16 protein-coding genes are annotated in these 13,183 nt (G+C 61.2%); 5 read left to right on the top strand and 11 right to left on the bottom strand.

Annotated elements, in window-relative coordinates; all coding sequences use genetic code 11:
• Positions 1 to 2 precede the first annotated feature (2 nt).
• The 7 genes from G8O24_RS33915 to G8O24_RS33945 all read right to left on the bottom strand — a co-directional run bounded on the left by G8O24_RS33915 (position 3) and on the right by G8O24_RS33945 (position 5,288).
• Positions 3 to 251 carry an EexN family lipoprotein gene (locus G8O24_RS33915; RefSeq protein WP_188106878.1) on the bottom strand — a complete coding sequence of 83 codons (249 nt, stop codon included), beginning with the start codon at positions 249 to 251 and terminating at the stop codon, positions 3 to 5.
• Complete coding sequence (virB5, locus tag G8O24_RS33920; RefSeq protein ID WP_188106879.1) at positions 248 to 970, bottom strand: P-type DNA transfer protein VirB5; 723 nt, start codon at positions 968 to 970, stop codon at positions 248 to 250. The genes G8O24_RS33915 and virB5 overlap by 4 nt, the downstream gene beginning before the upstream one ends.
• A complete protein-coding gene (locus tag G8O24_RS33925) occupies positions 967 to 3,333 on the bottom strand; it encodes a VirB4 family type IV secretion/conjugal transfer ATPase (protein WP_188106903.1) in 2,367 nt (788 codons plus the stop codon). The genes virB5 and G8O24_RS33925 overlap by 4 nt, the downstream gene beginning before the upstream one ends.
• Complete coding sequence (locus tag G8O24_RS33930; RefSeq protein WP_188106880.1) at positions 3,326 to 3,664, bottom strand: VirB3 family type IV secretion system protein; 339 nt, start codon at positions 3,662 to 3,664, stop codon at positions 3,326 to 3,328. The genes G8O24_RS33925 and G8O24_RS33930 overlap by 8 nt, the downstream gene beginning before the upstream one ends.
• Positions 3,664 to 3,960 carry a TrbC/VirB2 family protein gene (locus G8O24_RS33935; protein ID WP_188106881.1) on the bottom strand — a complete coding sequence of 99 codons (297 nt, stop codon included), beginning with the start codon at positions 3,958 to 3,960 and terminating at the stop codon, positions 3,664 to 3,666. Before G8O24_RS33935 ends, G8O24_RS33930 begins: the two co-directional genes overlap by 1 nt.
• Before the next feature lie 79 nt (positions 3,961 to 4,039).
• Positions 4,040 to 4,612 carry a lysozyme family protein gene (locus tag G8O24_RS33940; protein WP_188106882.1) on the bottom strand — a complete coding sequence of 191 codons (573 nt, stop codon included), beginning with the start codon at positions 4,610 to 4,612 and terminating at the stop codon, positions 4,040 to 4,042.
• Positions 4,613 to 4,652: 40 nt separating this feature from the next.
• Positions 4,653 to 5,288, bottom strand: coding sequence for an acyl-homoserine-lactone synthase (locus tag G8O24_RS33945; RefSeq protein WP_188106883.1), 636 nt, complete (start codon positions 5,286 to 5,288; stop codon positions 4,653 to 4,655).
• Between G8O24_RS33945 and G8O24_RS33950 the strand changes: the two genes are divergently transcribed.
• Positions 5,278 to 5,526 (top strand): hypothetical protein, encoded by a 249-nt coding sequence (locus G8O24_RS33950; protein ID WP_188106884.1) that lies wholly within the window; start codon positions 5,278 to 5,280, stop codon positions 5,524 to 5,526. The genes G8O24_RS33945 and G8O24_RS33950 overlap by 11 nt on opposite strands.
• A 225-nt stretch (positions 5,527 to 5,751) precedes the next feature.
• Positions 5,752 to 6,480, top strand: coding sequence for a helix-turn-helix transcriptional regulator (locus G8O24_RS33955; RefSeq protein WP_188106885.1), 729 nt, complete (start codon positions 5,752 to 5,754; stop codon positions 6,478 to 6,480).
• A gap of 80 nt (positions 6,481 to 6,560) precedes the next feature.
• On the opposite strand, the gene G8O24_RS33960 is transcribed toward G8O24_RS33955, so the two are convergent.
• Entirely contained in the window at positions 6,561 to 6,818 is a 258-nt protein-coding gene (locus G8O24_RS33960; protein WP_188106886.1) for a WGR domain-containing protein, read from the bottom strand.
• Positions 6,819 to 7,525: 707 nt separating this feature from the next.
• Here G8O24_RS33960 and G8O24_RS33965 point away from each other — a divergent pair.
• Entirely contained in the window at positions 7,526 to 7,711 is a 186-nt protein-coding gene (locus G8O24_RS33965; protein WP_188106887.1) for a hypothetical protein, read from the top strand.
• Between the two features lie 47 nt (positions 7,712 to 7,758).
• On the opposite strand, the gene G8O24_RS33970 is transcribed toward G8O24_RS33965, so the two are convergent.
• Genes G8O24_RS33970 through G8O24_RS33980 form a run of 3 tightly spaced genes read right to left on the bottom strand, consistent with a single transcriptional unit; the run spans position 7,759 to position 10,953 of the window.
• Positions 7,759 to 8,763 (bottom strand): tyrosine-type recombinase/integrase, encoded by a 1,005-nt coding sequence (locus tag G8O24_RS33970; protein ID WP_188106888.1) that lies wholly within the window; start codon positions 8,761 to 8,763, stop codon positions 7,759 to 7,761.
• Positions 8,756 to 9,703, bottom strand: coding sequence for a tyrosine-type recombinase/integrase (locus G8O24_RS33975; RefSeq protein ID WP_188106889.1), 948 nt, complete (start codon positions 9,701 to 9,703; stop codon positions 8,756 to 8,758). Before G8O24_RS33975 ends, G8O24_RS33970 begins: the two co-directional genes overlap by 8 nt.
• Before the next feature lie 14 nt (positions 9,704 to 9,717).
• The gene (locus G8O24_RS33980; protein ID WP_188106890.1) at positions 9,718 to 10,953 is read right to left on the bottom strand and encodes a tyrosine-type recombinase/integrase; all 1,236 of its coding nucleotides are present in this window, start codon (positions 10,951 to 10,953) and stop codon (positions 9,718 to 9,720) included.
• A gap of 411 nt (positions 10,954 to 11,364) precedes the next feature.
• On the opposite strand from G8O24_RS33980, the gene G8O24_RS33985 reads away from it, so the two are divergent.
• A complete protein-coding gene (locus tag G8O24_RS33985) occupies positions 11,365 to 12,264 on the top strand; it encodes a DUF3991 and toprim domain-containing protein (RefSeq protein ID WP_188106904.1) in 900 nt (299 codons plus the stop codon).
• A 313-nt stretch (positions 12,265 to 12,577) separates the two neighbouring features.
• Complete coding sequence (locus G8O24_RS33990) at positions 12,578 to 13,183, top strand: DUF1419 domain-containing protein (RefSeq protein ID WP_188106891.1); 606 nt, start codon at positions 12,578 to 12,580, stop codon at positions 13,181 to 13,183.

Raw genomic sequence — 13,183 nt, forward strand, 5'->3', positions numbered from 1 at the left:
CCTTATTTCAGGGCGTCTTTCATTTCTTGGACGGTGACTTTGTTGCGTGCTTCACTAGCGTTGATGCAATTTGGCGTCTTTGCGAGTTCGCCCGGGTTGTCGCGGCACGCCTTGAGAGTCACCGCAAGCTCGTCGCGATGTTCGAAAAACCAACCGACTGTTTTCGGTGGATGACTGGTGTCGGCCTCATTGCAGCCCGCGAGGCTGATTGTTGCGGGGAGAAACAGTAGGATAGAAGTCATCAATTTCATTGCAGGGCTGCCTTGATTTCATCGACCAATTGTCGCTGTCTCTCTCGTTCACGCTGGCCATCCATGTCCACGCGAGCCTGCTGGATCATCGCCAGACCCTGCATCCGGAGCACGTCGTTCTGCAGCAGCGCCTGTTCGGCCTGCAGGCGCGCTGACAGATCGAGAACCTCCTTGGCGTCGGTTGCCGAGCTGATGCGAGCTCTGAGCTCCTCAAGTGCATCGATGCGCTGCGAGGCGGTGTCGTATACCGCCTGGCCCATGGAATGCTTCGCCCCGGTCTGCCGAGCGATCCGGTCGAGCTCGCTCTGGTAGTACGAATTACCGCTGTTGCCGGCATAAAAGCGGTTTTGCGAAAGATAATGGTCGATGGCGTCGGCGAAGTTGCCGCCACCCTGCCCCGCGACCAGACGTTCGATGTCGGAGAACTGTTGGGGTAGAACTTTCCGGAACTCCGGCGTGTTCAGGAGCGCTCCAATGTCGTTGGCATTGGTCCGCTTGTTAAAGCTGTCATAGAGCTGCTTGGCCTGGCTCAATTGATCCTGTGCGACCCTGAGCTGCGACGTCAGGGTGTCAACCTGCTTCTTCAGCTCCGTCAGCTGCTCGAATTGCCGCGCAAAAACGCTTGGATCGAATACGATCTCAGCCCGTGCAGGTGAGGCAATCAGGAGGGTCACGACCGACAGGGAGGTGAGAACCGTAGGCATACGTTGGATCATCATTGGGCTTTCCTCCTCTCGGCGTGAAACACTGGCAGCCATTGCGCGGGGTCGTCGCCGACTTGTTTGCGAATGCGGTCGAGCAGCTCGACTGTTTCCGTGCGTCCCGACAAGACGGCGAGCGCATCATCGAAACCGCCGAGATCGAGTTCCGCCACCACCGAGTTGTGGCCTTGCTTGACCAGGAAGCGGCGGCTTTCAGGGGCGAGCTCCTCCTTGATCAGGCGGAATTCCGTGTCGGTCAGATGGAAGCCGTCGACATAGTCCGAGCGCGTACCCCGCGCGTTCGGCAGGAAAATCTGGGTCGGGCATTGTTCGACGATGGTGTGCGCAATCGGCGAGGCCAGCGCGTCCCGTGGCGACTGGGTGCCGAACACCATGACACCGTTCTGCTTGCGGATGGTTTTCAGCTTGTTGTTGGCGAGATCGCCAAACGCCTCGTCTCCGAGCGCCTTCCAGAATTCGTCAATGTCGATGATCAGGCGCCGGCCGTCGATCAGCCGCTCCACGCGATGGAACAGATACATCATGAGCGGCGTGCGAACCGAGGGGTGGTCCAGCAGGTCCGTCATGTCAAAACCAATGAACCGGGCGTCGAGACCGATGGCGTCGCGATCGCCATCCAGCACCCAGCCGAAAGGAGCGCCCCGGCACCATCGCTCGAGCCGCGCACCAATGCCCTCGCGGTCTTGTTGGCCGAGAAACGCCCGCAGCGTCCCGAACGAGCGTTCTGCCTGCCGCAGTTGACCGAGTGCTCGCAATCCGGAATCGATGCGCTCCTCCTCGACAACCGTCAGCGGGCGGTCCTCCGGCGTAACGAGTTTCCGGACCAGTTCGCCCAGGAAGGAAAGATTCGCTGGTGTCAGCTCCAGCGCCTTGAGCGGCGCGCAGCCGGTCGGGATGCCGTTGTGGAGCGTCAGATAGGTGCCGCCGGCGGCGCGTACGAAGATCTCGGCGCCACGGTCCTTGTCGAAGAAAACGTAGGACGCACCCAACCGCTCGGCCTGCGAGAGCAGGAAATTCTGCACGACGGTTTTGCCGGACCCTGAGGGACCGCAGATAAAGGTGTTGCCGAGGTCGCCATGATGAAGGGAAAAATAGAAGGGCGAGCCGGACGCCGTCTTGAGCATCGCCACTGCCGGTCCCCAATAGTTACCCGCTGGTTGTCCGGTGGGATAAGTGTGAAACGGAGAGAACGCCGCGAAATTCCGCGAGTTGATCGCGCCTGTGCGTGCCCGGTATTTGAATAGCCCAGGAAGTTGCGCCCAATAGGCAGCTTCGAGTCCAAGATCTTCCCGGGCGACAACGGCACCCGCATCGGCTAGGGAGCGCCGTGCTACGCTCATGTGATCCTGCAGCTGCGAAGGCGTATCGGCGTAGACCAGCAGCGAGAGGTGATGGTCTCCGAGCACGAATCGGTTGGATTCGAGATCGTCGAGCGCATCAGAGAGCTCGTCGATCTGCGAGGCGGCCGGATCCTGAGCGGAGACCAACTGGTTCTGTTTGCGCGTCAGGACCGTCTTGGCGTCGGCTTTCGCCAAAAAAGCGAACGATTGCGAGACGATGAGCTCAAAAGGCGCTGAGAGCAGCGCGTTCAATAAGCCAGGCCGCGTGGACGCCGGATATTCCTTGAGCCCGAACATGCCGGCGAACCGCGACCCGCCGGCTCCGCGGATTTCCAGAGCTTCGCGGCCGAAGATAACACGATTTGAATAGAGTGCGGGGCCGATCGGTCCTTGTGGCAACGGCATCGGCATCCATTCCCCGGAGGTGAGCGCATGGAGCAATTCCATCGGTTCTGAGAAAGTGATACCGTCGCGCTCCATCAATCCGACCGCACGGGCGCCGTAACGGTCGAGTGCCGCGACGATATCTCGCGTTGCATCGTCAAGCCGCTTCAGGGCCTCGCTGTCGATCTCGACGGAGTGCCCGGCGCTTCGGCCAAGCCGCCTGAAGAACGCGGCCGCCGTATCCGTCGCCGCGCGCCCGGGATGACAAACCAGTGTCAGATAGAGATCGTTGCGAAACAGCGCCTCCTTCTGGAGCTGTTCGCGATATTGTGCGTCGAGGCCCGCCGCAAAGGCCGATCGGAAGGTGCCGTCTGGATAGACCGACGTCCGGCGGCGCACCAGGTGGCTCCAGAGTGCGAGGCGCGGGTCTGCGACATTGCGCAAGGTGAGATTCAGCTTGCCGTGAAGATCGTTCAGATCCGAGGTCTCGGCAGTCTCGAATGAGGTCCCGTCGATCCGGATCACCGTGATCAGGGCTCGAGTTGTAAGACTGATCACAGTATCTGTGACGTGCCGGCCGAACGGCAGGTAGACGTCGGGCTCCGTCTCCCGGGTTTTGAGCGCCGCGTTACGCATAGCCGAGGTCCCTTGTTCGATATCGCCTGATGAGTTTGAGCGGCGCGCAGGATGATCCACCCCAGAACGTGGCGTTGCGCGCACGTCCTCGGGTCTCGATCCAGGCCAGTAGAATCCGGAACATGTTGGGGTCGTGCCGGCAGATGATGCGGCAAAGTCCGTGGATCGGAATCGCGACTAGGCCGTAGATGATGCTTCCGGCCACCAGAAACAGGATGCAGGAAAACATCACGTTGAGCGCCATCGCTTCCATGGTGACCCCGGCAATCATGGCCGGACGCGTGCAGGCGAGGAACAAGGTGTCCTCCGTGAGATGCGCGGCCTCGAACATCAATGACCGCCGGTCAAGGTTGAAACCACCTCTGAGGCGCCGAAGGTGATGGCGACACCGAGGACGACATAAGCGGCCTTGCGCAGATCGAGGTAGCCAAACATCCAGGCGATGCCGACGATGATGACCGCCAGCGTCGCCAGCAGGCGCGCAACGTTGCCCGTCAACATGTTGACGATGTTCTGCAGCACGCCCTCGATGTTCGCGGTCTGCGCCAGCGCCGGCTCTACCAAGCCGATGCTGAGAATTGCCCCCATGCAAAGCAGGGCGGCGGAGTGTTTAAGAGAAGAAGTCATGGCACGGCTCCGATTGGCATTGCAGCCGGACCCCCGCCCGGACCGCGTATCGAGTTCAGATGGAGAACGGCGATCCCTATCATTCATAGACGAAGGCAGATGCGCCCCGTCCTGAGCGATAGACGTCCCAGCGAGGATGCTCGCGGACCGACGGTTCAGGTTGATTGATTGGCGATGCGTCGCCGGTGGAACGCTCAGTGTCGGCGGACGCGGTCGGCTGGATTCTAGGCCCTGGCGTTTGGCTGGAGGCCCTCGTCCCAAAGCTTGCGACGACGCGGACAATCGCCTGGTCGCGGTCTGGGCTTTTGATGCTGGCCGCTTGTAGTCGCGCGTAAAACAATCTGCCAAGGCCTGCGATATGCTGACACGCGTCGAAGGTCGTGGCAGGCGTCAGCCCGGCCTGCTTTGTTTCCGCGGCATCAAGTTGAGCAAGACCAGTCCGGACCTGCTGGCCGGTGGCGATGGCCTCGGTCGCGAGCTGGATGGCTTCGTCACGATCGCTTGCCTGGATCGGAATCGATTTGCGCCCCTGAATTGTGATGAGCAGCGGCTCGAACGAACTCGCCTGCCGCACAACCGCCGTCAGCGGTCGCACCAGATCCGGTGTTGGAGCGCACTGTTCGACCAGAGCCGCAAATGCAGCAGGATCCATTGCTGATAGCCTTCTTGTCAGGAGCTGAAGACGTTCGACGCTATGCCGCCAGTACCAGGCTTGACGGCGCGTGAATCACAGGTCCGGAAATCTTCCCGCCCGCTCGGATCGCGCCGAGAGCGACATTGGTGATCGGCAATAATCCGGCCACGGCTTTGGTCGCCCCGATTTGACGAGGCGTACCGAGGCGGTCGAGATGCCATCCGGCCCGGCGCAGGATGCGCTCCATACGCAGATCAGTGACGGTCGCGATGGCTTGAAGGTCGCACTGCTGACCCCATTCAATCATTGCTGCAAAGAGCAGGAATGTCGCTTCGCGCAGGCCATTCTCTGCTGTCGTTGCGACGTTTTTAGTGTCAACGCAAAAGCGAGAGCTCTCCCAGATCCTCGCGGCTTTCGGTGCCGCGTGACCATCCAGCAACACTGGGAACGTATCTGCGAGCATGTTGGGCCCAGTGGTGGGCAGCAAGCGAACAGAGCCGACAACCTCGCCCTGCTCGAGCGCCAAGAGGTAAGTCGGCCTGTATGTGTCGTACTGATCGATTTCCAATCCGCCAGAGACGGAGACGTCCCAGTCGAGCCGTTCCTTGAACACGCGCCCTCGTAGACGATGCATTCCCATCGTCAGTTCGAAATCGCGCAGGAGTGCCGCACGGGTGCGGACAATGACTTTCATTCTTAACCTCAAGCTTACGAATCACAGCTTCGAGATCAAGAAAAGCAGTCGTTGTCACAGCGTTGCGCTGTCAGTTCTGACAGGGCGTCGCGAAGAGTGTTGGGGCCGCGAGCAACTATCGCAGCGCGCGATCGTCTCGCCCAGTCTCGAAAAACGTAGAGATGAGGATGCAGAGATCCGACAGGGCAAGAATGGAATCTCTCTTCCTCCGCAGGCAGAGAAAAAATCATTGTTTTGAGTGCCGCAGTTAGAGGCTGTTTCACTTCTCTCTGCAGTCGCGCTTGCCGTTGCTGCCTGAGAGCGGCGCTCAAACGATTCTGATTTCGAGTCTAGCAGGACGCAAGATTAGAATTGTTCTTGCCGCAAAGCTGCCGCAACGTGTCAATAGACGCGATGCACGCACAGCGCGAATCGTCGAGGGACTCGCGTTTTTACGGATAGGATAAGTGACTGAAGTGGCGCAATGAAAGATGTCAAACGAGCATGCGATGAGTTTGTCGATTGTCTTCACTCTGCTCATACAGAAGATGATTTTCGGCGTATCGCGGAACGAACAGCGCATGCATTGGGATTCCGTTGGTTCGCTTATCTTGGCCAACGCGCGAGTGGTCCCAATCTGATCTCATCTTATCCGAAGAGTTGGACCAGCCACTATTTTCGGGAAGGATATCACAATATCGATCCCGTTCTTCAGGAACCGCGAACGTCAAGTCGGATGATTCATTGGGACGGACGCGGCGCACGAAGTGCACGATCGGCGAAAGAGCGCCGGCTGTTTGACGACGCGCTCAGCTTCAAGATCAGGACCGGCCTGACCATTCGCATTCCCTCCAGCCAAAATCAGTTCGCGGCGTTCACCTTGGCGGCGGACGACCGCAGCCTTGGCCTCGATCGTTTCATCGAAACCTCTCAAGACATGTTGGAAATGGTGGGTCTCACCTACCATGCACATGTGAGTGCCAAGATCGGACGGACTTCGGTAGACGACGGGAGCATCAGCCCGCTAACTCAGCGTGAGCGGCAGTGTCTCGCATGGATCTCTGATGGCAAGACGATGCAGGATATTGCGGAGCTTCTTGATGTTACGCCGCGAGGCGTGAAGTTTCATCTAGACAATGCCAGGCGAAATCTTGCCGCTTTAACCCTACCCCATGCCGTGGCTCTCGCGTTTCGGCAGGGATTGCTCCCGTAGTGCGCAAAACAGCTATCCGGCCTGTAAGATGCGCCCAAAGATCGACCGTTCGATCAGGTTGGGAGACTGGGCGCTTGCACTTAGGGCGCGGGACTCTTTGGTACATAGCCACGGCGTGTTTTGCGGACGAGCCAAGTTTCGAGCGCTTCGACGGCCTGGACTCTCCCGGCAAACAGATCCATCCGCCGGCGGCCGCGTTGGCCAAGACGCCCCCATTCGCGCACCAACGCCGTATCACCGAACAGAGTCGGTTCGATCGTGAGGACATAGAACCTGGCCATATTGCAGGCCGGATCACACCGTTGGAGCACGAGATATGGCACCGTGAGTTCGGACATGCGTAAGAATCGCAACTGTCGAAACCGCAGTCCAATTAATTTATCGAATCGATCAGGCCTCTCGATTCAGAAGTGTAATACCGGTGATGAAAGCCATTGAGGGTGCTCAGCGACTGGTCTTGGAAAACATATCGGCTGTTGTACGCCTCTGACTGAGAAGAAGGTGGGCGTCGCCCTGCGGGCCGGGCTGTGGGCTACGCTGAAGCCCCGCGAGCGGGTCTTCCCCCTCACGGGCTGCCATCCCTGACGCGGAACAGCCCGAGTCGCCGAACAAGACAGCTGCTGAATCGATCGGAAGCTCCCGCGTATTCGTGTCGGACCTGAACCCCAAAATGCAAGCGATGCCTATGGCCTCGAGGACATCAAACGGAAGCGGAAATTGTCGCGGAGTAGCTGCCACGTGGGCAAATCTACTTTCGCTCCGGACAAAAGGACGGTGGCTGTTCTCGCAGTCAATCAGACCGACCCTGTATCCGAGGGAGGAACCATGTGCATTTCGGCTCACATGCTTTCGGTGAAGGACCAACCCCGCTCTCGAATGGGCTTTCCTTGGTTCTGGTACGGCCTTCCACGATCAACCCGCAAGGGGTTCGCTACGCAAGCGTGCGACCTCTTCGGCTTCGCCTGTGAGGTGACCGCAGCCGCCCCCGAACACGTCGGCGCCTGTCGAGCGGGGATGGTCCCCGCCGCAAGACGGGAGCCTTTCAATGTCGCACAATCTCACTCTCGCTCAGAACCACGCCTTCGACCTCGCCCGCACGCTGATGGTGCCAGTCGTCCTTTTCCAGGCCGAAAACGAATTCGGCGTGATGGTCTCCAGCGAATACGACGGCGATCAGGACGCCATCGTCCATGATTATGATCCGTTCGAGATTATGGACAGCTCGGTGTAAGGAAGGCTGTGAGAGCGCAGCCCGGCCCGGGACCGGGCTGCGCATAATCACAGTGACTGCAGAAAGGCCATGAGTTGATCCGGTGGACGATAACGTGCTGGCACAGTGGCGATCGGTTGAAGCCGACTCAACGCCGCTCCCTTCATGGCGAGGTCTGCCTCCATGTACATATGTGTCGTGCTTGGATGCTCGTGGCCGAGCCACAATGCGATAACGGTAATATCCACGCCCGACTGCAGCAGGTGCATCGCTGTCGTGTGGCGGATCGTGTGGGGCGAGACCGCTCGTTCGGCAAGGGCAGGAAGCTGGCACGCCGTCTGCGCAACGGCGTGCGCGAGCCGCTGCGTCACGCTCGAACGTGACAGTCGTCTGCCCGCGCTGCTCGGGAACAGATACCCCTGCGAGCCGGCGTCCGGCAGATGACGAAGCCACTGTCGGAGCGTCGCGGCGGTCGCCTTCCAGAGTGGAACGCTTCGTCGCTTTCTCCCCTTGCCATGGAGGTGTACGACTGGCGAGACGTCCAGCACCGCGTCATTGATCCGCAGGTTGATCGCTTCGGATACTCTGGCACCTGTGTTGTAGAGGAGCGTAAATAGTGCCTGATCGCGCCGCCCGGCCCATGTCGCGCAATCCGGTGCCGCGATGATCGCATCCATTTCGGTCCGGGACAGAAAGCCGAGCACGGCCTTGTCATGACGCTTCTGCGGGACGGCAAGGCTGCGCTCAATGACCGCAAGTGCGGTCAGATCTTCGTGGGCCGCATACTTGAGGAACGAGCGAATCCCCGACAGGCGCGCGTTACGGCTCCGTACGCTGTTCTTCCGCTCGCGCTCGAGGTGATCGAGGAAGGCGAGGATCAGCGTTGCATTCAGGTCAGCGAGGACGAGGTCGGTCGGCGCTTTGCCGATCGCCTTCTCCGCGAACGCGAGGAGCAGTTTGAACGTGTCGCGGTAGGCTGCGACCGTGCTGGGACTGACTGACCGCTGCTGACGAAGATGATCGACGAAGAAGCGCTGCAGGAGCATCGGGAACGAGGGAGTCACATCACTCATGGTGAGCCTCCTCGAACCGCGACGCGAGCGCCTCGAAGCGGCTTCCGGCGAGCGCCATCAACTCCGGCACAGCCTGCAAGTACCAATAGGTGTCGCCGAGATTGACGTGGCCGACGTAAGTCGAGAGTGCCAACATTGCGTTGTCGATATCCGCACCATCGGCTTGCCAGAGCATCAGCCGGCGGCAGATAAAGGTGTGCCGCAGATCGTGGATACGGATGGAAGAATGGCCGCCGCGCGGCGCGATACCGAGGCCCGGAGCCAGCCGAAGCCATGCTTGACGCGCAGTCCGATAGCCAAGGGCCTCGCCGCGGCGCTCGTCGAGGAAGAACGGCGCCGAGGGATCGGTCGAGCCGAACCTCGCCCGCATGCGGAGGTAATCTCTTAAGGCTGCCGTCGCGGTCGGGTGCAATGGTACTATGCGTGCCCTCTCGAACTTGGAGTGCTTCACCGTGACGTGGGTTCCAGCCTCGTGGAGATCGCCGCACCGAAGTCTCAGCGCCTCGGAGATGCGGAGGCCCGTCGCGGCAAGCAGGCCAAGTAGCGTCGGGAGCGTGGCCGGGCCGGCGCCAAATACGGGCGGAAGGGCCCGCGCGGCTGCGATGATCGCGTCCACCTCGGCCGGTGTGAAGACGTGTGGCGCCAGGCGCCGCTTCGCACGCCCGAAGGGTGAGCCTGCCGGGAACGCCGTCGCCGGCTCGGCCTCGGCCAGATACCGCGCGAATGGCCGGAGCACGTTGAGCCGCTGCGCCCAGGTGAACGGGTCGGCATGTAACGCCTTCTCCTTCGCCCAGCGCAGCACAATGGCAGATGTGAGGGGACCGTCATGGTCGCTTGCGTCGGCAAAGCGGGCGAAGGCGAGCGTGAGGCTACCCGACCGGTCCAATTTGAAGCCGAGCCGGCGGCGCTCGGCGAGATATGCCTCGGCGCGCGCGAGCATTGTGACTGGAGCGCTCATGCGACCGCTCCCGGCCAGGGCAACGCGACAGCCGATAATCGAGCGATGTCAACCCGCGCGTAGGTTGCGGAGGTGACGATGCTGCGGTGCCGCAAAACGTCAGCGATCTGTTTCATTGACGCGCCGGAGTTGACCAATCGGCTTGCGAGCGTGTGACGTAGGATGTGAACCCGGCTCCTGTCCCAGCCGAGCCGAGCGTAGGCAGCATGGACCGTCTTCTGCACCACGCGCCTACCAACCGGCTCGCCCAGCGGGGCGACATGACGAACGAAGACTTCACGCCGCGCGGTCGCTGGCCGCTCATGGAGAATGTAATCGACGAGCGCTTCGCCGGTCGCGGGCGAGAGCGGGAGTATGTCGGACCGCCGAGCCTTCCCAGCGGATACCTTTACGATACCTTCCTTCCAGTCGATATCATCAAGGGTCAGCCGAATGACCTCACTTGAACGTAAACCGAGATCGGCCAGACAACGCACGATGGCATAGCCCCGTCGTCGCGACGGACATGGCCTGTCGAACGCCGAGAACAGTCGCTCGATATCCGCTGCCGACAGAGCTTCCGGGAGTTCTGCATCCCGCCAGAACGCCGGGCGCGGTACTGCTTTGCCGAGATGAGCAACGTCATCGCCCACCAGTGCACGATAACGAAGGTAGCAACGGACTGCGCCAGCCATGACACGGATGGTGCTGGTGCTCCGGTCGGCGTCGCCAAGCACGAAGGTGCGAACGGCATTGGGTGTGATCGCGCCGAGGTCAATCGGTCCTGTGCCAAACTGCTCCCGGAGCAGGCGTCGTATGATGCGGCGGCGATGATCTCGTGTGCCCTGCGTCAGCCCCCAGACATCGCTCATTTTGGCGTCGAATCGGAGAAGCTCCATTTCGATCGCGTCGAGTGCTGGGGCCGCGACAATGTTGTGCGCGCGTAGCACGCGGAGCAGGTTGTTAAGCGCCGCCCTGTTGACTATCAGGCCGCGCGGAACTGGATGTCCGCATAAGCAGGTAGTCAGGTGGTCGGTGAGAAAGCGGCCGATCCGAGTCTCGTCGATGTCGCCTGGTCCAGCGCCCTCGCTGCGCAACCAATTGCCGAAGTGAAGAGCTGAGGCGGTATATCGACGGCGACGCTCAGCACAATAGCGACCACGTGCGAGATAGTCTGTGTAGAGGCCCATGATGGGCGAGAGAACGTTGCCGGGATCTTCGACCTTGAGCTGAAGTCTAAGTGGCACGGACATTCTTGATCTCCCTGTTGATGAGAGATCAATCTGAAGCTCAGAATTATGTGCAGTTCAAAGAAGAAACGACGGGCCACGACGCCCTGCGTTTCTGTCGATTGAGCGGCGGGCTGGCATCAGCTCTCCATAATCTCGAACGGATCATAATCATGCTTATGCGGATGTGAGCATAACCACGAATACGACCCCTGGTGCCCGGCTCATTGAGCCGGGTGACCGGCTGCCGCTGGCGCCATGCCGGCTGCAAGGGAGGCTTCGCCGCGCCGACGATGCGGCGACTGACGGTTGGTCAGCGCGCCCTTGCATTCGGCAGGCTTCGCGGCCGGTCGGGGATGTGCCGCAAGGCTAGGAACAAGTGAGACCAACAGATGAAGGGGCCGGATGTCGCCTGCGCGACTCCGGTGCAGACAAATGGACAAGAGAGAAATTGAAGAGCTGCGCGAAAAGGTTGGCTGCGCAGCCCTGCTGGAGAAGGACGGCTGGAAGGTCGACGTCAAGGAAAGCACCCGACGCGCGATCAAGTATCGATGCGAGAGCAACATCGTCATTGTCATTCACCAAGGCCGCGGCTGGTTCGATCCCTTGTCGCCAGCGAAAGGAGACGTGTTTTCGCTTGCCGAACACCTTGGCGCGGAGGGTTTTGTCGAAGCGTGTGAGCGCGTTGCGGATGTGGTTGGCTTCGTTCCCAGTGCACCTGTGTGGCAGCGCTCGGCAACGCCGAGGGCTCCTGGAGCCATTGCAGAGCGGTGGGGACATCGCCCCAAGCCGCGCCCGGGGTCGCGAGCCTGGAGCTATCTCGCCGGTGAGCGCGGGCTGCCGGCCGGCATCGTGAAGCAGGCGGTCGCCTGCGATCGGTTGCGAGAAGGCCCGCAAGGCAGCATATGGGCAGCTCATAGCGATTCTGCCGGAGCGCTCACAGGGTGGGAGGAGCGTGGACCGGAATGGCGCGGCTTCGCCACGGGCGGCGCCAAGGAGCTCTTTCGCTTCGGGCCGGCTGGCTCCGAGCGGATCTGCATCACCGAAGCGGCCATCGATGCCTTGAGCCTCGCCGCGATCGAGAGGCTGCGCCCTGACACCCTTTATGTCAGCACCGGGGGCGGCTGGTCCCCGGCGACGGATCATGCCATCCGCAACCTGGCCAAGCGCGCCAACGTCCGCCTTGTCGCCGCGACCGACAACAATCGGCAGGGCGACATCTATGCCGATCGTGTTCGTGCCATCGCCGGGGAGACGAGTGCGGAGTATACGCGATCACGGCCGCGCACCGACGATTGGAATGAGGATCTGAAGGCTCTGACGGCATCCGCTTGATGCGGCCCGCAAACGCGACGTGCAGGCTGCGTGGTGGCGCAGCGGCAAGGCCGTCGCATGAGTGTGGCCCTGATGCAGCCGGTGAGCCAGGAGGAGGAGATCAAACGATGAGAAAGGAGAGATGAAATGGGAATGAGCGCTGCCGCATGACCGGCCGTCGCGTCAAGGGTGAAGCTTCGCCCGCGTTCCGCGGCCCTTGACCCGCCGGACCTTCGATGCGGCCGGCGAGGAGGTGTGATGAAGGACTGAAGTGACGAAGGGATCAGGCGGATCGCTCGCACTGTCAGTCCGGCCAGGCTAAGAGGAGCCGCCCATGCACACCTCACTCTCCATCCGCAAAGTCTTCGAAGGCGTCGCGACGCGCCACGAGATGCACCGTATGTTCAACCGCCATCGCGGCAATCCGGCCATGGCCGAGGGCGAGGCTTTGCACCTCTTCGCCGGCGAGTGGTTCGAGATCGCGGAATCCGAGCATGACTCTATGCTCGAAATCTTGCCGCCGCTGTGGATGCGCGCCGACATGTTCGCGATGCGCGAATTTATGGTCGGAAGCGTCACCAGCATCTTCTTCGCGCTTGCCATCGACGGAAGGCGGCGCTGGTTCCATGGCTATTGCGATCTTTCCGATCGGCTGTCGCCGGAGCGCATGAAGGCGGCGATCATCGAGCGCGAGTCACGGCCCGTGCGCGCGATGACGCGCGACGAGCAGCTCGAGCACATCTGGTCGAGCACGCATGACGATTATCGCGGCTACGCCGGCGAGCGCTGGCCGCTGGCCATGCGCGACCGCCGCACCGTACTCGTCTATGCCGGCCAGAGCGGCACAGTCCTGAAGCTGCTCGACGACCTCACCGAGGCAGAGATCGCGGCCAAGCTGCCGGTGCAGTTCCGCCATCTGCCGGCGACGGTCGCGGCTTAG

The organism is Bradyrhizobium campsiandrae (genome assembly GCF_014529705.1).
Taxonomy (GTDB): domain Bacteria; phylum Pseudomonadota; class Alphaproteobacteria; order Rhizobiales; family Xanthobacteraceae; genus Bradyrhizobium; species Bradyrhizobium campsiandrae.

Coding starts and splice junctions, on each gene's coding strand:
- G8O24_RS33915 (WP_188106878.1), bottom strand. CDS start 251: ATGAAATTGATGACTTCTATCCTACTGTTTCTCCCCGCAACAATCAGC.
- virB5 (WP_188106879.1), bottom strand. CDS start 970: ATGATGATCCAACGTATGCCTACGGTTCTCACCTCCCTGTCGGTCGTG.
- G8O24_RS33925 (WP_188106903.1), bottom strand. CDS start 3,333: ATGCGTAACGCGGCGCTCAAAACCCGGGAGACGGAGCCCGACGTCTAC.
- G8O24_RS33930 (WP_188106880.1), bottom strand. CDS start 3,664: ATGTTCGAGGCCGCGCATCTCACGGAGGACACCTTGTTCCTCGCCTGC.
- G8O24_RS33935 (WP_188106881.1), bottom strand. CDS start 3,960: ATGACTTCTTCTCTTAAACACTCCGCCGCCCTGCTTTGCATGGGGGCA.
- G8O24_RS33940 (WP_188106882.1), bottom strand. CDS start 4,612: ATGGATCCTGCTGCATTTGCGGCTCTGGTCGAACAGTGCGCTCCAACA.
- G8O24_RS33950 (WP_188106884.1), top strand. CDS start 5,278: ATGACTTTCATTCTTAACCTCAAGCTTACGAATCACAGCTTCGAGATC.
- G8O24_RS33945 (WP_188106883.1), bottom strand. CDS start 5,288: ATGAAAGTCATTGTCCGCACCCGTGCGGCACTCCTGCGCGATTTCGAA.
- G8O24_RS33955 (WP_188106885.1), top strand. CDS start 5,752: ATGAAAGATGTCAAACGAGCATGCGATGAGTTTGTCGATTGTCTTCAC.
- G8O24_RS33960 (WP_188106886.1), bottom strand. CDS start 6,818: ATGTCCGAACTCACGGTGCCATATCTCGTGCTCCAACGGTGTGATCCG.
- G8O24_RS33965 (WP_188106887.1), top strand. CDS start 7,526: ATGTCGCACAATCTCACTCTCGCTCAGAACCACGCCTTCGACCTCGCC.
- G8O24_RS33970 (WP_188106888.1), bottom strand. CDS start 8,763: ATGAGTGATGTGACTCCCTCGTTCCCGATGCTCCTGCAGCGCTTCTTC.
- G8O24_RS33975 (WP_188106889.1), bottom strand. CDS start 9,703: ATGCTCGCGCGCGCCGAGGCATATCTCGCCGAGCGCCGCCGGCTCGGC.
- G8O24_RS33980 (WP_188106890.1), bottom strand. CDS start 10,953: ATGTCCGTGCCACTTAGACTTCAGCTCAAGGTCGAAGATCCCGGCAAC.
- G8O24_RS33985 (WP_188106904.1), top strand. CDS start 11,365: ATGGACAAGAGAGAAATTGAAGAGCTGCGCGAAAAGGTTGGCTGCGCA.
- G8O24_RS33990 (WP_188106891.1), top strand. CDS start 12,578: ATGCACACCTCACTCTCCATCCGCAAAGTCTTCGAAGGCGTCGCGACG.